This is a genomic window from Oricola sp., from assembly GCF_022763245.1.
Classification (GTDB): Bacteria; Pseudomonadota; Alphaproteobacteria; order Rhizobiales; family Rhizobiaceae; genus Oricola.
In genome coordinates this window covers 60,138-79,097 of the sequence record NZ_JALEGV010000005.1, presented here as the reverse complement: position 1 = coordinate 79,097, position 18,960 = coordinate 60,138, and the positions used below count along the sequence as shown (strand labels likewise).

Annotated in this window: 14 protein-coding genes; 7 read left to right on the top strand and 7 right to left on the bottom strand. The window is 66.1% G+C overall.

Translation table 11 applies throughout. The features are described from left to right. Window positions 1-5 precede the first annotated feature (5 nt). Together MRY80_RS00420 and MRY80_RS00415 are read left to right on the top strand one after the other, a co-directional pair. Window positions 6-476 (top strand): cytochrome c-type biogenesis protein, encoded by a 471-nt coding sequence (locus MRY80_RS00420; protein ID WP_293286800.1) that lies wholly within the window; start codon window positions 6-8, stop codon window positions 474-476. A 32-nt stretch (window positions 477-508) separates the two neighbouring features. Further along, window positions 509-1,741 (top strand): bifunctional alpha/beta hydrolase/OsmC family protein, encoded by a 1,233-nt coding sequence (locus MRY80_RS00415; RefSeq protein ID WP_293286798.1) that lies wholly within the window; start codon window positions 509-511, stop codon window positions 1,739-1,741. Between the two features lie 6 nt (window positions 1,742-1,747). Here MRY80_RS00415 and MRY80_RS00410 read toward each other — a convergent pair whose 3' ends face one another. After that, a complete protein-coding gene (locus MRY80_RS00410; protein WP_293286796.1) occupies window positions 1,748-3,319 on the bottom strand; it encodes a hypothetical protein in 1,572 nt (523 codons plus the stop codon). 175 nt (window positions 3,320-3,494) lie between these two features. Here MRY80_RS00410 and MRY80_RS00405 point away from each other — a divergent pair, with 175 nt between their 5' ends. The 5 genes from MRY80_RS00405 to MRY80_RS00385 all read left to right on the top strand — a co-directional run bounded on the left by MRY80_RS00405 (window position 3,495) and on the right by MRY80_RS00385 (window position 11,192). After that, window positions 3,495-5,024 (top strand): Do family serine endopeptidase, encoded by a 1,530-nt coding sequence (locus MRY80_RS00405; protein WP_293286794.1) that lies wholly within the window; start codon window positions 3,495-3,497, stop codon window positions 5,022-5,024. 153 nt (window positions 5,025-5,177) lie between these two features. Beyond that, entirely contained in the window at window positions 5,178-5,849 is a 672-nt protein-coding gene (locus tag MRY80_RS00400) for a response regulator transcription factor (RefSeq protein ID WP_293286792.1), read from the top strand. Window positions 5,850-5,862: 13 nt separating this feature from the next. Further along, window positions 5,863-7,272 carry an ATP-binding protein gene (locus MRY80_RS00395; RefSeq protein WP_293286790.1) on the top strand — a complete coding sequence of 470 codons (1,410 nt, stop codon included), beginning with the start codon at window positions 5,863-5,865 and terminating at the stop codon, window positions 7,270-7,272. 82 nt (window positions 7,273-7,354) lie between these two features. Next, window positions 7,355-10,315 (top strand): bifunctional [glutamine synthetase] adenylyltransferase/[glutamine synthetase]-adenylyl-L-tyrosine phosphorylase, encoded by a 2,961-nt coding sequence (locus MRY80_RS00390; RefSeq protein ID WP_293286788.1) that lies wholly within the window; start codon window positions 7,355-7,357, stop codon window positions 10,313-10,315. Between the two features lie 61 nt (window positions 10,316-10,376). Next, window positions 10,377-11,192: an EF-hand domain-containing protein gene (locus tag MRY80_RS00385; protein WP_293286786.1), complete on the top strand. Its 816-nt coding sequence runs from the start codon at window positions 10,377-10,379 to the stop codon at window positions 11,190-11,192. A 41-nt stretch (window positions 11,193-11,233) separates the two neighbouring features. Here the strand turns inward: MRY80_RS00385 and MRY80_RS00380 are convergent, their stop codons facing one another. The 6 genes from MRY80_RS00380 to pepN all read right to left on the bottom strand — a co-directional run bounded on the left by MRY80_RS00380 (window position 11,234) and on the right by pepN (window position 18,827). Then, window positions 11,234-13,543: an ATP-binding protein gene (locus MRY80_RS00380; protein WP_293286784.1), complete on the bottom strand. Its 2,310-nt coding sequence runs from the start codon at window positions 13,541-13,543 to the stop codon at window positions 11,234-11,236. A gap of 264 nt (window positions 13,544-13,807) precedes the next feature. Beyond that, entirely contained in the window at window positions 13,808-14,125 is a 318-nt protein-coding gene (locus MRY80_RS00375) for a YciI family protein (protein WP_293286782.1), read from the bottom strand. Between the two features lie 3 nt (window positions 14,126-14,128). Then, on the bottom strand, window positions 14,129-14,971 hold the full coding sequence (locus MRY80_RS00370; protein WP_293286780.1) for a class III extradiol dioxygenase family protein: 843 nt from the start codon (window positions 14,969-14,971) through the stop codon (window positions 14,129-14,131). Further along, a complete protein-coding gene (locus MRY80_RS00365) occupies window positions 14,971-15,315 on the bottom strand; it encodes an extradiol ring-cleavage dioxygenase (protein WP_293286778.1) in 345 nt (114 codons plus the stop codon). The genes MRY80_RS00370 and MRY80_RS00365 overlap by 1 nt, the downstream gene beginning before the upstream one ends. Beyond that, complete coding sequence (locus tag MRY80_RS00360) at window positions 15,308-16,018, bottom strand: alpha/beta hydrolase (protein ID WP_293286777.1); 711 nt, start codon at window positions 16,016-16,018, stop codon at window positions 15,308-15,310. The genes MRY80_RS00365 and MRY80_RS00360 overlap by 8 nt, the downstream gene beginning before the upstream one ends. Before the next feature lie 163 nt (window positions 16,019-16,181). Continuing rightward, window positions 16,182-18,827: an aminopeptidase N gene (gene pepN / locus MRY80_RS00355; protein WP_293286776.1), complete on the bottom strand. Its 2,646-nt coding sequence runs from the start codon at window positions 18,825-18,827 to the stop codon at window positions 16,182-16,184. Between the last annotated feature and the right edge of the window lie 133 nt (window positions 18,828-18,960).

The window sequence follows — 18,960 nt, the reverse complement described above, 5'->3', positions numbered from 1 at the left end:
ATGTGATGCGACGTCTCCTGCTTGCGCTGACGCTGGTCTTCGCCACGGTCGGCGGCGCCCATGCCGTCACGCCGGACGAGATCCTTCAGGATCCGGCGCTGGAGCAGCGCGCGCGCGACATCTCGGCGAAGCTGCGCTGCCTCGTCTGCCAGAACCAGTCGATCGACGATTCCGACGCCGAGCTGGCCCATGACCTGCGCGTCATCGTGCGCGAGCGCATCGTGCAGGGCGACACCAACGAGCAGGTGATGGACTACGTCGTCTCGCGCTACGGCGAATTCGTGCTGCTGCAGCCGCGTTTTTCGGCCCGCAACCTGCTCCTCTGGGCGACGCCGGCGATCGGCCTCCTCCTGGGCGGTATCACGATGATCTTTCTCTTCCGGTCGCGCCGCAACCTCGCGCCGGCCAGGCTCACGTCGGACGAGCAGGAACGCCTCGCCAAGATCATGTCGGACAGCGACACCGGCGACCGGTAGTCGCCGGGCGCCCGATTGAACCGGAGACTGTGATGGCCACGGAAAAGCGGGAATTTGCCTCCGCATCGGGCGAAACGCTGGCCGCGAGGCTGGACCTGCCGGACGGCCCGCTGCGCGGTTGCGCGCTGTTTGCCCACTGCTTCACCTGCACCAAGGACATCCTCGCCGCGCGCCGCATCGCCTCCAACCTGTCGCGGCTGGGAATCGCGGTGCTGCGCTTCGATTTCACCGGGCTGGGATCGTCCGAGGGCGAGTTCGCCAACACCTCGTTTCGCTCCAATGTCGCCGATCTGGTGGCCGCCGCCGACCACATGCGCGAGACGCTTGAAGCGCCGGTCATGCTGATCGGCCATTCGCTCGGCGGCGCGGCGGTGCTGGCCGCCGCCCACGAAATCCCCGAGGTCAAGGGCGTCGTCACCATCGGCGCGCCGGCCGACACCGAGCACGTGCTGCGCATGTTCGGCGACGAGCTGGTGGATATCGAGCGCGACGGCGAGGCGGAGGTGACGCTTGGCGGCCGGCATTTCCGCGTTGGCAGGCAGTTCCTCGAAGCCGCCCGCAAGACCAATCTCCTCGACCGGCTGCCGAAGCTGAAGGCCTCGCTGCTGATCATGCATTCGCCGCTCGACGAGGTCGTCGGCATCGACAATGCGGAACGCATCTTCCTGGCGGCGCGGCATCCGAAGAGCTACGTCTCGCTCGACCATGCAGACCACCTGCTGACCAAGCCGGAAGACGCCGATTTCGCCGCCCATGTGATTTCCGGCTGGGCGACGCGCTTCCTTCCCGCCGACGAGCCGCAGGGCGAGAAGCCGATCGAGAATGTCCGCGTCTCCGAGACCCGGCAGTCGAAATTCCAGAACACCGTGCAGGCCGGACTGCATCGCTTCTTCGCCGACGAGCCGGTGTCGGCCGGCGGCACGGACAGCGGGCCGTCGCCCTATGACCTGCTGGGTGCGGCGCTGGGCGCCTGCACGGCGATGACGTTGCGCATGTATGCCGACTTCAAGAAGCTGAGCCTCGGCGCGGTCACGGTCGATGTCAGCCACGCGAAGGTGCATGCCGCCGACTGCGCCGAATGCACCGACGAGGAACGCGCCCATGGCGGCAAGATCGACCGTTTCGAGCGACACATCTCGGTGAAGGGCGACGTCGCGCCGGAACTGGCCGACAAGCTGGAGGAAATCGCCAACAAGTGCCCGGTGCACCGCACGCTCGAAGGCAATGCCAAGGTGGTCACCGTGGTCGAGGCCGGGAGCAAGTAGGCGAGCCTATTCCGGCTCGATCGCCAGCCTGTAGCGCGGGGCCTGCAACACGTCGAAGCCGACCGCGACAAGACGGCCGTTTTCGCGCAGCAGCTGATCGAGCCCGCCGGCCTCGATCACCGGCGCCGGATCGACCGTCACCGCCGAGAGCCGCTCGCCGATACCGTCCTTCGATCCCCAATTGCCCATCATCTGGTCCGTCGTGTCGAGCCAGTGTTCCATTGCCGGCACCAGTTCGACCATGTCGAGGACGGGCGTCGGTCGCGGATAATGGATTGCCGCGACCTTGCCGAGGTAGTCGCTCTGCGGATCGGCCGCGTAGAAGCGGATCGCGTTGATGTCGGCCTTGCCGGCAAGCGGCTCGATCGCCGTGGCATTTAGAGCGGCGACACGGACGGTGCCGAGATCGGCCGGATCGCCCCAGAGCGCTGACTGCCGGTCCGCCGAGAGCGCGCCGATATAGTCGAGCATGCCGGCGGCCTCGCTGGTGCCGTCGAGATTGGCTCCACCTGAATCCGGATAGAGGCTGAACGCGCCGTCGGCCGGAACGAAGAAACGCTCGAAGCGCAGCGTGACGAAATCCCGCAGCAGCGCCCGCACCGTTTCGTGGTCGTCTTCGCGCCCGTGGCTCCAGACATATTTGGTCAGGAAGCGGAAGCCGCGGTCGCGGTCGATGATCCAGCGATGCATCTCGTCGAGGCGCGAGGGCAGAGGCGCCGACAGCCGCTCGATCGCCGAGGCGAAGATCCGGTCGGCGTAGCGAAGCGGGAATTCCGGGCGCAGGTCGTCGCCGTTGCCGTCCACGAAGAGCTTGATGACCTTGCCGCTGTCGCCGATGTCGCCCCCGTCGATCATCGCGCCGGTCGATCGGTCGCGCGGACCCCAGAGCCCGGTCTCCGCGTCCTGATTGTCGTAGAACCAGCGCAGGAAGGCCGTGCGCGCGTCGGCGGGAAACGGATAGATCGCGAGTTGCTCGCACTGTTCGAGCAGGTCGTTCAATTCGATCGCGCTGACGAAGAGCGGTTTCAATTTGGTGCCGACGAAACCGACCCGGCCCGCGTCGTCCAGCGTCGCGGTCATCTCCTCGGGCGTGTCGACGCGTTCCAGGAAGCGCAGCGGATGCTTCAGCCGGAAGGGTTCGCCCGCCTGGCGCGACAGGTCCTCGATCAGGTTGATCATGTTCGCCGTCACGCCGGCATAGGCCAGGACCGGGTCGTCGCCATTGGGATAGAAGGCCCCGGTCTCCGGGTTCTGCCGGTCGAGATAGAACTCCAGCCGCGCCCTGGCGTCCGCGAATTCGGGCACCTTGATGAGCCCCTCGCGCCGGACGAGCTTCCTGTGCATCTCGTTCAGCCGGCGCAGCCCGTCGCGATATCGGCCCTTGTCGAGATAGTAGGAGACGCTCAGCATCTCGAACTCGAACTCCGACAGGTAGTAGCCCTCGCTCTTCAGCGCGTCATTGGCCGCGAAGATCGCGCCGACCTTCGCGGCCTGCACGGCGAAGAACGAACCCGCGACCACGACGAACGCGAGAAGGACGCCGATCACGGCGAGGATGGTCTTTTTCTTTATCGACATTGCCTGTTTCCGGAGAAGCCTCGCCATCTGCTGGCCCGCCCCATGCGGCTTCCCGCCCCAACATTACGAAATTTTCATCTTCCGGAAAGCCGCATGTAATTTTCGCTTTCCTATATCTGTCCTCAAGACCGGGAGGTCCCCCGGCCTGCCAATTCAAACGTGAGGACGTGAATTGATGAAGACCCCCAATACCTCTTCCCGCAAAACCGTCGTTAACAAGATCGCCGCCGCACTCGTGGCCTCGACCGTGCTTGGCGTCGGGATCGCCGGCTTCTCCAGCGCGACCACCGGCATTGCCAATGCCGAGGCCGTCCGCGTCGAGACGCCTGCGGCCGCGCCGGGATTTGCAGACATCATCGAAAAGGTTTCGCCCGCCGTCGTGTCGGTGCGCGTTAAATCCAACATCCAGCCGGCCTCCGATTTCGGTGGCGGCGGCTTTGGCGGCGGGTTCGACGACCTGCCGGACAATCATCCGCTGAAGAAGTTCTTCAAGGAATTCGGCCCGCAGTTCCGCGGCCCCGACGGCAACAACCAGCGCCGTTCCGACCGTCCGCGCCGCGCCCGCCCGGTTTCCCAGGGCTCCGGCTTCTTCATCTCCGAAGACGGCTTCCTGGTGACCAACAACCACGTGGTCGAGGGCGGCACCGAGTTCACGGTCGTCATGGATGACGGCACCGAACTCGACGCCGAGCTGATCGGCGCCGACCCGCGCACCGACCTCGCGCTCCTGAAGGTCGAGGAAGAACGCACCTTCACCTATGTCGCCTTCGCGGACGACACGAAGGTGCGCGTCGGCGACTGGGTGGTGGCCGTCGGCAACCCGTTCGGCCTCGGCGGCACCGTGACCGCCGGCATCGTCTCGGCCCGCGGCCGTGACATCGGCGCCGGCCCCTATGACGACTTCATCCAGATCGACGCGGCGGTGAACCGCGGCAACTCCGGTGGCCCGACCTTCAACCTCAACGGCGAAGTCGTCGGCATCAACACCGCGATCTATTCGCCGTCGGGCGGCAATGTCGGCATCGCGTTTGCCGTTCCGGCCTCGGTCGCCAAGGGCGTGATCGCCGAACTGATGGACGACGGCACGGTCGAGCGCGGCTGGCTCGGCGTCGCCATCCAGCCGGTGACCGCCGACATCGCGGAATCGCTCGGCCTGGAGCGCACCGAGGGCGCGCTGGTCGCAGATCCGCAGGAAGACGCGCCGGCCGCCAAGGCGGGCATCCGCTCCGGCGACATCATCACCGCGATCAACGGCAACGACGTCAAGGGCCCGCGTGAACTGGCCCGCGAGATTGCCGGCTTCGATCCGGGCACCAAGATCGAGGTGACGGTCATCCGTCGCGGCAAGGAACGCACGATCACGGTCGAGCTGGGCGAACTGCCCTCCGGCGACCAGGCCGCCGCTCCGGCCGCGACCGACGAGGCGCCCGAGACCGCGCTTGCCGATTTCGGCCTGACGGTCGCCCCGGCTGAAGACGGCGTCGGCGTCGTCGTCACCGACGTCGATCCGGACAGCGCTGCAGGCGAGGCCGGCATCCGCGCCGGCGAGAAGATCGTCGAGGTCAACAACGAAGCCGTGGCTTCGGCGGACGACATCGAGAAGGCTCTCGACTCGGTTGCCGAAACCGGCCGCAAGGCAGCGCTGATGCTGCTGGAACGCGGCGACACGAGCCGCTTCGTGGCGTTGCCGATCGGCCGCGGCTGATCCTGATCTGTTTGGCTGTCCGGACCGAACCATGTCATCCCCCCGGACAGGCAACACAGGCGGCGGCAGGCCTTCCCCCTCAGCCTGCCGTCGCCGCTTCCCTTTCTTCGCGGCGACTTTCCTTTCCCGCCGCGCCGCGCGATAACCGGTCCGATGAAAGTCCTGATCATAGAAGACGATGTGGAGGCCGCCGCCTATCTGCGCAAAGCGATGGACGAGGCCGGCCACACGGCGGATGTCGCCCACAATGGCGATGACGGTTTCGCCATGGCCGACACCGGCGTCTATGACGCGCTCGTCGTCGACCGCATGCTGCCGAAACGCGACGGTCTCTCTGTCATCTCGGCGCTGCGCGCCAAGGGCGACATGACGCCCGCCCTGGTGCTGTCCGCCCTGGGCGAGGTCGACGACCGGGTCACGGGTCTGCGCGCCGGCGGCGACGATTACCTCACCAAGCCCTACGCCTTTTCCGAATTGCTGGCGCGCCTCGAAGTGCTCTTGCGCCGGCAGAACGGCGGCGAGCAGGAGACGCGCTACCAGGTCGGCGACCTGGTGCTCAACCGCCTGTCCCACGAGGTCAAGCGCGCCGACCAGGCGATCGTGCTGCAGCCGCGCGAATACCGGCTGCTGGAATATCTGATGCGCCATTCCGGGCAGGTGGTGACCCGCACCATGCTGCTGGAGAATGTCTGGGACTATCACTTCGATCCGCAGACCAATGTCATCGACGTGCACATCTCGCGGCTGCGCTCGAAGATCGAGAAGGGCTTCGACCGGCCGCTGCTGCACACGATCCGCGGCGCCGGCTACATGATGCGCGACTAGGCGGTCCCGTGTCATGAAACGCTTCCTCGCAGTCTTCAACACCACGGCGGCGCGCCTGTCGTCGCTCTACCTGATCCTGTTCACCGCCTGCGCGGTGTTTCTCGTCTTCTACATGACGGGCTCGGCCGAGCGCCTGCTGGTGCGCGAGACGCGCAACGCGGTGGCCGAGGAAGTGCTCGATCTCGGCCAGGTCTATCGCCGCAACGGGCTGCGCGTGCTGGTGCGCGAGATCGACCGTCGCTCGCGCCGGCCGGGCGCCAATCTCTACATGATCGCCGACAACACCGGCCGCATCCTGTCCGGCAACGTCATCGCCTTGCAGCCCGGCGTTCTCGACAATGAAGGCTGGACGACGACGCCCTTCGTCTATGCCCGTTTCGGCGACGAGGTGGACGTCATCGACGATCCCGAAAAGGCGCCGCACGCGCTGGCGCAGGTGATCGTCGTCAACAACGGCATGCGCATCCTCGTCGGCCGCGACCTGGGCGAGCCGCAGCGGTTCCGCGAGATCGTGCGGCAGGCGCTGATCACGGCGCTGGGCGTCATGGCGGCCGGCGGCTTCCTGATCTGGTTCTTCGTCGGACGGCGCGCGCTGCAGCGCATCGACCGCGTGTCGGCGGCGAGCGCCCGCATCGTCGCAGGCGATCTCTCGGGCCGCCTGCCGGTCACCGACGCCAATGACGAATTCGACCGCTTGTCGGCCAGCCTCAACACGATGATCGAGCGCATTTCCAAGCTCAATGACGGGTTGCGCGACGTGTCCGATTCCATTGCCCACGACCTGAAGACGCCGCTGACCCGGCTGCGCAACCGCGCCGAGGCGGCGTTGAGCGGCAGCGCGGAGGGCACCGACTACCGCGCCGTGCTGGAAGACATGATCGGCGAGGCCGACCAGCTCATCAAGGTGTTCAACGCGCTGCTGCTGATCAGCCGCGTCGAGGCGGGCTTCTCCAAGCAGACTCTGGACCAGGTCGACCTGGCCGCGATCGCCGGCGAAGTCTCCGAACTCTACGAGCCGCTGGTGGAAGACGCCGGCATGACGCTCGTCAACGCGGTGGAGGGGCCGCTGCCGATCGCCGGCAATCGCGAGCTGATCGGCCAGGCCGTCACCAATCTGATCGACAACGCGATCAAATATGGCGCCAAGCCGGAGGGCCGCATCGTGCTGTCCGCCGAGCGCGACGCAGCCCGCAGGACCGTGCGCCTCGCCGTCGCCGATGACGGGCCGGGCGTGCCGGACGCCGACAAGGAGCGCGTCAAGGGTCGCTTCGTGCGCCTCGACGAAAGTCGCTCCAAGCCCGGCTCCGGCCTCGGCCTCAGCCTCGTCTCCGCGATCATGGGCCTGCATGGCGGCGAACTGACGCTGGAAGACGGCGATCCCGGACTGAAAGTCGTGCTGTCCTTTCCGCTTTCGACGGCTTAGACCACACTCCAGACAGTTGAATCGGTTTCGCGGCTGTTTCGGACAAGCCACGGAAACGATTCCGAAAAATGCGGAGGGGAGTGTGGCTGAAGACGGTACGGCCTGGTTCGGCACGGCGGCAAACGAACTGCATGCGGGCGACGCGGAGGCGCAGGACAAGGCGCGCGCAACGCTCGTCGCGGCGGCGGCAAAGGCGCAGGCGCCCCGCCTTGAGGCCATCGCGCAGGAGGGTGGGCCGCTCGCCGATTTCCTCGTCGCGGTGATGGTGCTGTCGCCCTTCCTCGGCCACCAGATCGAGCGCCAGGCGGCGGTTCTGGAACAGCTCTTCGACGCCCCGCTTGCCGATCAGCTCGACGCGATCCTCGCCCGCACGGAGGCGATGCGCCACGGCGAGGGCATTGCCGAGACCGAGGCGGCGGTGATGACGGCGCTTCGCCGGGAAAAGGCGGCGCTGCACCTGTTCGTCGCGCTGGGCGACCTGTCGGGCGCGCTCAGCGTGCACGAGACGACGGCCTGGCTGTCGCGCTTCGCCGAAGCCGCGCTCGGCGCTTCCGCCGCCTTCCTGCTGCGCGACACCCACGCCCATGGCAAGCTCACGCTGGCCGACCCGGCGGAGCCGGAAAGGGGCTCCGGCTGGATCCTCCTGTCCATGGGCAAGCTTGGCGCTCATGAGCTCAACTATTCCTCCGACATCGACCTGATCGTCCTGTTCGATCCCGACGCGCCGGGCGTCACCTGGCCGGAGCGCTCGGTGATCGGCGAGACCATGGCGCGGCTGACGCGCCGCCTGGTGCGCATCATGCAGGAACGCACCGGCGACGGTTACGTGTTCCGCACCGATCTGCGGCTGCGGCCCGATCCGGGCTCGACGCCGCTGGCGGTCGCGGTGGAGGGGGCGCTTGTCTATTACGAGGCGCGCGGCCAGAACTGGGAACGCGCCGCGATGATCAAGGCGAAGCCGGCGGCGGGCGACATCGAGGCCGGCGAGCGCTTCCGCTACGAGTTGCGGCCCTTCATCTGGCGCAAGCATCTCGATTACGCGGCGATCGCCGACGTGCATTCCATCAAGCGTCAGATCCACGCCCACAAGGGCCATGGCGTCGTCGCCATCGAGGGTCACAACGTCAAGCTCGGGCGGGGCGGCATTCGCGAGATCGAGTTCTTCGTCCAGACCCAGCAGCTCATCTTCGGCGGCCGAACGCCGGAACTGCGCGGTCGCGGCACGATCCCCATGCTGCACGCCCTGGCCGAACACGGCTCGATCGAACCGGACGCCGCCGACACGCTGGAGCGATGCTACGGCTTCCTGCGCCGCGTCGAGCATGCCATCCAGATGATCGGCGACGAGCAGACGCACAAGCTGCCCGACGACGCCGCCGGCGTCGAACGGGTCGCAAGGATGCTTGGCTATGACGGCGACGCGGGCTTTCGCGCCGATCTGCTCGACACGCTGCACACGGTGGAGACCCACTATGCCGCGCTGTTCGAACACGAGGAGGGACTGGGCTCGGACGGAAACCTGGTCTTCACCGGTGGCGAGCCGGATCCGGAAACGGTCGAGACCCTGTCGCGCATGGGCTATGCGCGCCCGGCCGACATCTGGCGCGTGGTCAGCCACTGGCACATGGGCCGCTATCGCGCCCTGCAGTCCGAGCGTGCCCGGGCGCGCCTGACCGAGCTTACGCCGGTCCTGCTCAGGAGCTTCGCGGAGAGCGGCCATGCCGACGAGGGCGTGATCGGCTTCGACCGCTTCCTCTCCGGCCTGCCTGCCGGCATCCAGCTTTTCTCCATGCTGCATTCCAATCCGCGCCTGATCCACCTGCTGGCGCTGATCCTGTCGGTCGCGCCGCGGCTCGGCGCGATCATCACCGCCAAACCGCTGGTCTTCGACGGCATGCTGGATCCCGCCTTCTTCACCGGCGTGCCGACCAAGGAGGAACTGCGGGTGCGTCTCGACGCGTTCCTCGGCGAGGCGCGGGCCTATGAGGAGACGCTCGACAGGCTGCGCATCTTCGCCTCGGAGCAGCGCTTCCTGATCGGTGTGCGCCTGCTCACCGGCAATCTGGAACCGATCCGCGCCGGCCACGCCTATTCCGACCTCGCCGACCTGATCCTCGAAAACGCCCTGATGGAGGCGCGGCTCGAGCTCGCCGACAAGCACGGCGTGGTCGACGGGGCGCAGGTCTGCCTGATCGGGCTCGGGCGGCTCGGCTCGCGCGAGATGACGGCGGGCAGCGATCTCGACCTGATCCTGCTCTATGACGCGCCGGACGACGCGGAAAGCAACGGCCCCAAGCCGATTGCCGCCTCGCTCTATTTCATGCGCCTGACGCAACGCCTGACGGCGGCGCTCTCCGCGCCGACCGCCGAAGGGGTGCTCTACGAGGTGGATTTCCGCCTGCGCCCCTCCGGCAACAAGGGGCCGCTCGCCACCTCCTATCGCTCGTTCTCCAAGTATCAGCGCAACGACGCCTGGACCTGGGAACACCAGGCGCTGTGCCGCGCGCGCACGGTGGCGGGCGATGCCGGATTGCGCGAGAAGACCGAGACCGAACTCCGCGACATCCTGCAACTTCCCCGCGATGTCTCCAAGCTGAAGGACGACATCGTCTCGATGCGCCGCCGCCTTCTTCGAGACAAGCCGGCGGCTTCCGCCTGGGATCTGAAATTGGTTGAAGGAGGTCTTACTGACATTGATTTCATTGCACAATTTCTGGTCCTGTCGGAATTACCAAATGGTAATTTGAACGCCCGCGACGCCGCTCATATCTTGCAGTCATCGGAAACGTTCGGATCTGACGAAACCGCCAGAGACACGCTGGTCCGCGCGTTTTCCGATTATACGGCGATCATGCAGATGGTCCGCTTGTGCACGGAGAAGGGCTTCGACCCGGACACCGCGCCGAAGGGATTGATCGATCGTCTGTGTGCGGCTGCGGGGTTCCCGACACTGGAAACCCTGCAGGCGCATCTGGAGGAAACCGAAGGCCAGGTCGCGGAGATCTTCCGCACCGTTCTTGGGGATCCGCACTCCGAACCGTGAGGGAAGCGCGGCGAGGACAACCCGCATCGGGGGTGACACAACGATGCAAAGGATGAGTGTGATGAAGACCAAGTCGAAATTCGTTCTGCTTCTGGCAGGCGCCGCCATTTCCGCAACCGCCGTCGCTTCCGCATATGCGCAGAACCAGGGCGGCAACCAGCCCGCGCCGCGCAACATGCAGCAGGATTGCCAGGTCCAGCAGGACGGCACGCCGTGCCCGCCGGGCATGGGCCAGCCGGGCATGATGGGTCAGCAGGGCATGACGGGCCAGCCGGGTCCGCAGGGCCAGCAGGCCATGGGGCAGCAGGGCATGGGCGAGCCGGGCATGGGTCCCCGCGGCATGGGCAAGCGCGGCATGGGTCATGAAGGCATGGGCCGCCAGGGCATGGAAGGCCAGGGCCACCACGGCAAGTGGGGCCGCCAGATGGCTTCCAACGACGAGGGCCGTCGCGGCCATGACGGTTTCGGACCGCGCGGTGAGCGCCGTGGCGGAGAGCGCGGCGAAGGCCCGAACTTCGAACTGCTCTTCCAGAAGGCCGACGTCGATAATTCCGGCACCGTCACGGTCGAGGAATTCGCCGCCGCGATGCCGAATTCCATCACCGACGCCGACGCCAATGGCGACGGCACCATCACCGTGGAAGAGCTGACGGATCAGCTGGCCCGCGAAGCGCTGCGCCGCCGCGCGGAGCGCATGATCGAGCGCTTCGACACGGACAATGACGGCCAGGTGTCGGCCGCCGAGATCGAGAAGCACCAGCAGGACGCGTTCGCTCGCCTCGATGTCGACGGCTCCGGCGCGATCGAGCAGGACGAGCTCAAGCTGCGTGGCGGCAAGCACGGCGAAGGCCGGGGCGAATTCCGCCGCTTCCACTAGGGCCGCAATTGATCAGATCACTGATCTCCAGTCAGTAGCAGTCAGACAGGGGTCGCTTCCGGCGGCCCCTGTTTTTCGTCGTCCTGCGATGCGTGCTGTTCGCACGGGACAGGCTCGGCATTGCAGGGAATGCGCACCGCGACGATCGTGCCGACGTTCGGCTTGGAGCGGATCTTCAGCGATCCGCCATGCAGTTCCGTCAATGACTTGGCGATCGCCAGCCCGAGCCCGGAACCGGAATGGTTCTTCGTCAGCTGGTTTTGAACCTGCTCGAAGGGCCGCCCGAGCCGCTTCAGCGCCGCCGGCGGGATGCCGCAGCCGGAATCGCCGATGGTGACCTGGATCGCGCCGCCCACCGCCTTGGCGCGGATGCGGATGCGCCCGCCCTTGTCGGTGAATTTCACGGCGTTCGACAAGAGGTTGATGACGATCTGCTTCATGGCGCGCTTGTCGGCGTGCAGGCGCATGGTCGCATCGACGCTCTGCTCGACGGCGATGTTCTTGGCCTGCGCCTGGATCGCCACCATGTGCAGCGTCTCGTCGACCAGCGGAGCGAGGTCGATGACCGTCGGCTCCAGTTGCAGCCGGCCGGCCTCGATCTTCGACATGTCCAGTATGTCGTTGATCACGCCGAGCAGGAACGTGCCGGAGGCGTGGATGTCGTTGACATATTCCTGGTAGCGTTCCGAGCCGAGCGGACCGAACATGCCCGACTGCAGGATCTCGGAGAACCCGATCACGGCGTTCAGCGGCGTGCGCAATTCGTGCGACATGTTTGCGAGGAAGCCGGATTTCGCCCGGTTGGCGGCCTCGGCCTTGTCGCGCGCCTCGAGATATTTGGCGTTCAGGTCTTCCAGTTCGCCGGCCTTCTGCTGCGACGCCTTGCGGGCGACCGACAGGTCGTCGATCGTCGCCATCAGCCGGCGCTCGCTCTCCATCAGCCGTTCCTGGTGCAGCTTCAGCTGCGTGATATCTGTTCCGACGGAAATCGTGCCGCCGCTCGAGGTGCGCCGTTCGTTGACCTGCAGCCACCGCCCGTCGGCGATCTGGCGCTCGTAGGTCTGGGCTTCCTGCTTCGTCTTCGGATTGGGGATGCGGCGCTCGCTGACCGGCCGGCGCATCATCGCGTTGATGTCGTGGCGCGGCGTGCCGGCGGTGACCGCGTTGGCGGGCAGGCCGTTATATTCCTGGAACTTGGTGTTGCACATGACCAGCCGGTCGTCGGCGTCCCAGAGCGCGAAGGATTCCGACGTGCTCTCGATCGCCGCGCGCAGGTTCTCGCTGGCGATGGCGTTCTCGTCGGCGAGGCGCTGTTGCTCGGTCACGTCGACGGCGATGCCGATCAGGTGGATGCCACTGCCGCCCTTTTCCACCAGTTCGGTGCGAATGCGCATCCAGCGGTAGTAGCCGCCGGCGTGCCGCATCCGGAAGAGCTGGTCGACGCGGCGGATTTCCTGGGCCGCGGCGCGCTGGGCGAGGTCGAACAGGTCGATGTCGTCGGGATGGATCAGGTCCTTGACCTCGCCGAAGGACAGGATCTCCTCGCTCGCCGCATAGCCGAGCAGGTCGAACATGGAGCGCGACCAGTAGATGCGCCCGCGCGCCAGATCCCAATCCCACAAGCCGCAATGGCCGCGGGTCAGCGCCAGATCGACGCGCTTCTGCGTCTCGCCATAGGCCTCGTCGGCCTCGGCGGCCCGCGCGGCCTGTCCGAAATAGGCGTAAAGCAGGATGATCAGGATCGACGAACTGGCGACGAACAGCGTGACGTTCAGCGAAACCCGCTTGCGCCAGCGCGCGAACAGGTCGCGCTCCTTCTGCATCACGGCGATCACCGCGTTGCCGTCGCCGATCTTGGAGAAGGCGGCGAGGAAGGCTTCGCCGTCGAGCGTCACGGGCTGCACGCCCGCGTCGGCGCCGAACATGAACAGCGCCTGCTCGCCGTTGAGCCGCTGCTGGAGATTTTCGCCGACAAGTTCGCCATGCTGGCCGCGCGCCGCGATGACCGCGCCGTCGGCGTCGGTGACGAGCAGGAAGCGGCCGTCGAAAGTGGTTTCCTCGGGCAGGGCGCGTGCCAGCACCTGCTCGAACTGCGCGCCGTTGCGCGGCGCGAAACCCGTGTCGCGGACAGTCTCGACAGCCGATTGGGCGACGCCGGCGATCAGCGACAGGTAGAGCTGCCCGTCATGGGCGGTCTGCGAGCGTTCGGTGGCAAGCGACATCGCGCGGGCGAGGAAGACGACGGCGAGGAAGATCGTGATCAGGATGGGGATGGAGCGCTTGAGGACGGGCTCGATCGCCTCCAGCCGTGCATAGGCCGGCCCGGCCAGAAACCGCGCGTGACCCGTCATCGCGGTTTGTGTTGAGCCGTTTGTCCCTGCAATTGGCAAGTTCTGTCCCCTCGGCGCCAGAAGCGACCGTTCCGCCTCTTTCTGTGAGGCGTTCCAAAAAACACTTGTCTTGAAACCGGATTCGGCTACCGCACTTCCGAATCGTCCTTAATGAATCACTTGTGATTCTGGCTGTCCAGACGGTCTGTTAACTTTTAGGAAAGTTTTTCGGAATGCGGGGCTGACGCTAGGTCATGGCGCCGGCGCAGAGCCGGCGCGGCGCCGTCAGCGCGGCGTCATGGGATCGCTGATGCGATGTGCCTGGAAGGTGTCGGGCAGGCGGGTCAGTTCGATCGTTTTCACGATGCCGGAGCGCGCGAACGGGTCGCCTTCGGCGAAGCCGCGCGCCTTGTCCTCGCTCTCGGCTTCCAGGATGCCGAAATGGCCGTTCGCCTCGCCGTCCGTGTCAGTCAGCGCGGAGCCGATCAGTACCGTGGCGAGGCCGTCGCCGCCCGATTGCACCCAGATTCGGTGTTCCGCTCGGTGGGTGTCGCGCTTCGCGCCCATCTGCGAATGGTGAAGGCATCGCATGAGGAAAAACATTGGTCATGCCGCGTTTTCGAGAACAACCATGCCGGCGCCCGTCAGCGAGGCCGGCGCGTAGTAATGACGGTGCTTCAGCTCGACCTTCGGGTCCATCGCAGCGCGCATGACCAGCCACATGATCAGTTCCGCGCCTTCGGAGCCGAACTGCTCGACATAGTCCTCGCGGCTCATGCCACGGTACTTCTCGTAGTCATTGGCGATGCCGTCGAGCCAGGCTTCGTCGGCCTCGCGGTTGATGAAGCCGGCGCGGCTGCCCTGCAGCTGGTGCGACAGGCCGCCGGTGCCCATGATCACGACGCGGTCGTCGCCCGGGAAGCTCTCGATCGCCTCGCGCAGCACCTTGCCCATTTCCCAGCAGCGCTGCGGCGTGGGGATCGGGTACTGGATCGTGTTCACCCAGATCGGCACGATCTTGACCGGCCAGTGCTCGGGACGGCCGAAGAACAGCTCCATCGGCACCTGCAGCCCGTGATCGACTTCGATCTCGCGGCAGACGAGGGGGTCGAAATGCTTCTCCACCAGTCTGTCGACGAAATGCCAGGACAGTTCGGCGGCACCCTCGAAGGTCGGGATCTGGCGCGCGCCCCAGCCCTCGTCGACCGGGGTGTAGCTTTCGGCCACGCCGACGGCGAAGGTCGGCACCCTGTCCAGGAAGAAGGTGTTGCCGTGGTCGTTGAAGATCACGACGGCGATGTCGGGCTTCGCCTCGCGCATCCATTCCTTGCCGGGAATGTAGCCGTCGAAGAAGGGTTTCCAGTCCGGCGTGCCGTCAAGCCCCTTGTCGAGCGCGACGCCGATGGAAGGAACGTGGCTCGTTCCGATGCCGCCGATGATCTTGGCCATCAGTGTTTTCCCAGGCGCTGTTTCAGGAAGTCGTCGTGATCCATGCCCGCCTGCGCCGCGCCGATGCGCGTCATCGGGGTGGGGTCGATCGCCGAGATCTTCAGGATGAAGAAGAGATTGCCGCCGAGCCGCACCATTTCGTGCCAGTCGCGCGCATTGACCGCCGCCTTTTCCTCGTCGCTCAGGCCGTAGCGGTCGAGATAGGCGTTCTCGTCGGCCTTGAAGGCCTCGCGGTTTTCCGGACGGCCGAGATCCATGGCCATCTTGTTGAGCTTGTAGCCCTTGATCGAACGTGCGCGGTCGAAAAGCGGCGTTTCGGGAATCTGCATTGCGGCGTCAGACATTGTCGTCTCCGAATCTGCGTGTCAGCCAGTCCATGATTGCGGCGGTCGTTTCTTCCGGCCGCTCCGCCGGGGCGAAGTGCCCGGCATTCTCGATGATCGCCAGTTCCGAGTCGCCGACAGCGGCGCCGATCTCCTCGTGCTGGGCGATGGGGCTCCAGCCGTCCTGGCGGGCCGCGACCAGAAGCACGGGGCAGGCGATCTCGCCCAAATAGGCGCTCGCATTCGGGCGCCCGACGAGGGCGCGGATCTGGCGTTCATGCACGTCGGCTCCGGCGCGAAGCACCATGGCGCGCAATTCGGCGATCAGCTCGGCGTCCGTGACGCGCGCCGGATCGAGCATCGGCGGCAGCCACTGGTCGGCGAGCGTCTCCATGCTCTCATGGCCGAGATCGATCATTGCCTGGCGCTTGATTTCCTCGCCGTCGCGCTTCGGGTGGTGCCCGGTATTGGCAAGCACCAGCCCCTTCACGCGCTCCGGCGCGATACGCGCCATCTCCATCGCAACGCGACCGCCCATCGAGTGGCCGACCGCGATGAGCGGGCCGTCGACGGCGTCCAGAAGGCTCTCGGCCATTTCGGTGATCGAGGCCTGGGTCGTGACATCGGCGCGATGCAGCGCGAACCGTCCTTCCGCCGCCCTGGCGAGCGGTTCCCAGACGATGGCGTCGGAGATGAGGCCCGGAATGAGGACGAGCGTGGTCATGACGCGCTCTTCACGATGTTGTTCGAGTTTGATGTATACATGATATCCCTATAATCCGCACGGAAATCGGTTTCAAGTCTTATATAATGAGAATCCGGCTCACAAATCGCGAAAAACGCGATCTGAGTGTATACTCGTGTGGTGTCGGCGGCCGAATTGGCCGTCAGGCGAGCATCCGGTCGACGATGTCGCGCACGTCGCGCGACAAATGCTGCCGCGACGCCAGCATCGCCAGCGCGGCGCGGGCCTCTTCGCGGCGGCGCGGCTCCAGGTTCTTCCAGGAACGCATCGCCGTCAGCAGCCGGGCGGCCACCTGCGGATTGACCCCGTCGAGCCGGCCGATCGCCTGGCACAGGAAGCGGTAGCCTTCGCCGTCGGTCCGGTTGAAGGCGGTCGGGTTGCCTGTGGAGACTGCGCCGATGAGAGAGCGCACCCGGTTCGGATTGTCCCAGGAGAAGGCGGGATTGCTGGTGAGCGTCTTCACCGTGTCCAGCGTCCTTGCGCCGGGGGCGGTCGCCTGGATCATGAACCACTTGTCGAGAACGATCGGCTCGGAACGGAATTCCAGCTGGAACGCCTTCAGCGCGTCGAGCGTCTCGTCGGCGAGCGGTTTGAGATGCGCCATCAGCGTCAGCGCATGCGCCCGGTCGGTCATGTTGTCGGCTTCGCCATAGACCTGCGCCGCCAGCGTGATGTCGCCCTTGGCGTGGCACAGATAGGACAGGGCGAGATTGCGCAGCGACCGCTTGCCGGCGCTCGTCGCGTCGGGCGAGTAGGGGCCGTTCGGCGCCAGCCCGTGGAACAGCCGGGCGAAAACGCGTTCGCCGGCCCGTCCCACCTGCCGCGAGGCCGCGACATGGACGCGATGGATCGCGTCGGGATCGATGTCGGAGCCGATCTCGCGGGCGATGTCGTTCTCGCCGGGCAGCGTCAGGCAGAGCGCCCGGAAGGCGTGCTCGTAATCCGGGTCGCCCGCGATGTCGGTCAGGATCATGCAGGTGGCCGGATCGAACACGTCCGTGAGCTCTTCGGCGGGCTTCGCGACCGCCTGCTTCATCTGCCGCATGATCAGCGTCGACAGCGCCTGCCAGCGGCCGTGCTCGTCGCTGTCATTGCGCGCCAGGAAGGCGAGGTCGTCGTCTTCCGGCTCGGGATAGAGCGTCACCGGCGCGGAAAAGCCGCGCAGGAGGGATGCGACCGGGCGCTCGCCGATGCCTTCGAACACGATCTCGTGGCGCGGCTTCGTCACATGGATGACGTCGCCGGTGACTTCCGCGCCCGTCACGTCGCTCCAGCCCATGTCGCCGGAGCCGGCCGACACCAGGCCGAACTGCACGGGAATGTGCATGGGCTGATGCGGCGCGCCATCGACCGGCGGCCTCAGCCTCTGCTCGATCTTCAGCGTGAAGCGCTTCTGATCGGCGTCGTAGCGCGTGTCTGCGGTCAGGTTCGGCGTGCCCGGCTGTTCGTACCACAGCGCGAATTGCGACAGGTCGCGGCCGCTCGCATCCTCGAATGCCTTGAGGAACTGCTCGATCGTCGCGGCCTCGCCGTCGTGGCGGTCGAAATAGAGGTCGAGCCCGGCGCGGAATTGCTCCGGCCCGAGGATGGTCCGGATCATCCGCACGACTTCAGACCCCTTCTCGTAGACGGTCGCCGTGTAGAAATTGTTGATCTCCGAATAGCGCCGCGGCCGCACAGGATGGGCGAGGGGGCCGGCGTCCTCGGGAAACTGATGCGCCTTCAGGAGCTTCACTTCCGAGATGCGCTTGACCGTGCGCGACCGCATGTCGGCGGAGAATTCGTGGTCGCGGAAGACCGTCAGCCCTTCCTTCAGGCAAAGCTGGAACCAGTCGCGGCAGGTGATGCGGTTGCCGGTCCAGTTGTGGAAATACTCATGCGCGATGATCGCCTCGATATTGGCGTAGTCGGCATCGGTCGCGGTGCGCTCGTCGGCGAGGACATACTTGTCGTTGAAGACGTTCAGGCCCTTGTTCTCCATCGCGCCCATGTTGAAGTCGGAGACGGCGACGATCATGAAGATGTCGAGGTCGTATTCGCGCCCGAACGCCTCTTCGTCCCACTTCATCGAGCGCTTCAGCGCGTCCATCGCGTAAGCCGCGCGCGGTTCCTTGCCGTGCTCGACAAAGATTTCGAGCGCCACCTCGCGGCCCGACATCGTCGTGAAGCTGTCGCGCACGACGCCCAGATTGCCGGCGACCAGCGCGAACAGATAGGACGGCTTGGGGAAGGGATCGTGCCAGACCGCGTAATGCCAGCCATTGTCCAGCATCCCGTCCTCGACCCGGTTGCCGTTGGACAGCAGGAGCGGCGCGTCTTCGGCGCGCGCCTCCATGCGCACCGTGTACACGGACAGGACGTCCGGCCGGTCGAGGAAATAGGTGATGCGGCGAAAGCCTTCAGCCTCGCACTGGGTGCAATAGGTGCCCGACGAGCGGTAAAGCCCCATCAACTGCTTGTTGGCGGACGGGTTCAGCCGGGTTTCGATCTCGACGGTGAACGTGTCGTCCGCCGGCAGTTCGCCGATCACGAGCTTCTCGGGCGTGGCGGTGTATCCGTTTTCCGCCGGCGTCTCGCCATTGATGCGCAGGCCTTCAAGCGCCAGTTCGTCGCCGTCCAGGGTCAGCGGGGTGTCCGCCGGCACGCCCTCGCGGCGGCGCATGGCGAGCGTCGCGCGCACGATCGTCGCCTCCGGCTCGAGCGTGAAATGCAGCTCGGTCGTCTCGATCTGGTAGTCGCTCGGCCTGTAGTCTTCGAGGCGGATGACGGTTCCGGTTTCGGTGCGCATGGCAAGATCCTGTTGGCGCGAGCCCGGTGTCGCCCGCATTCAAGGGAAAAATGTATACATGACGGCCGCGGCGCTCGACATTCGGGCAACATCGCATATGTTCGCAGTCGTCGTTTCGCCCGCCACGCATGTG

Coding starts and splice junctions, on each gene's coding strand:
- MRY80_RS00420 (WP_293286800.1), top strand. CDS start 6: ATGCGACGTCTCCTGCTTGCGCTGACGCTGGTCTTCGCCACGGTCGGC.
- MRY80_RS00415 (WP_293286798.1), top strand. CDS start 509: ATGGCCACGGAAAAGCGGGAATTTGCCTCCGCATCGGGCGAAACGCTG.
- MRY80_RS00410 (WP_293286796.1), bottom strand. CDS start 3,319: ATGTCGATAAAGAAAAAGACCATCCTCGCCGTGATCGGCGTCCTTCTC.
- MRY80_RS00405 (WP_293286794.1), top strand. CDS start 3,495: ATGAAGACCCCCAATACCTCTTCCCGCAAAACCGTCGTTAACAAGATC.
- MRY80_RS00400 (WP_293286792.1), top strand. CDS start 5,178: ATGAAAGTCCTGATCATAGAAGACGATGTGGAGGCCGCCGCCTATCTG.
- MRY80_RS00395 (WP_293286790.1), top strand. CDS start 5,863: ATGAAACGCTTCCTCGCAGTCTTCAACACCACGGCGGCGCGCCTGTCG.
- MRY80_RS00385 (WP_293286786.1), top strand. CDS start 10,377: ATGAAGACCAAGTCGAAATTCGTTCTGCTTCTGGCAGGCGCCGCCATT.
- MRY80_RS00380 (WP_293286784.1), bottom strand. CDS start 13,543: ATGACGGGTCACGCGCGGTTTCTGGCCGGGCCGGCCTATGCACGGCTG.
- MRY80_RS00375 (WP_293286782.1), bottom strand. CDS start 14,125: ATGTTTTTCCTCATGCGATGCCTTCACCATTCGCAGATGGGCGCGAAG.
- MRY80_RS00370 (WP_293286780.1), bottom strand. CDS start 14,971: ATGGCCAAGATCATCGGCGGCATCGGAACGAGCCACGTTCCTTCCATC.
- MRY80_RS00365 (WP_293286778.1), bottom strand. CDS start 15,315: ATGTCTGACGCCGCAATGCAGATTCCCGAAACGCCGCTTTTCGACCGC.
- MRY80_RS00360 (WP_293286777.1), bottom strand. CDS start 16,018: ATGACCACGCTCGTCCTCATTCCGGGCCTCATCTCCGACGCCATCGTC.
- pepN (WP_293286776.1), bottom strand. CDS start 18,827: ATGCGCACCGAAACCGGAACCGTCATCCGCCTCGAAGACTACAGGCCG.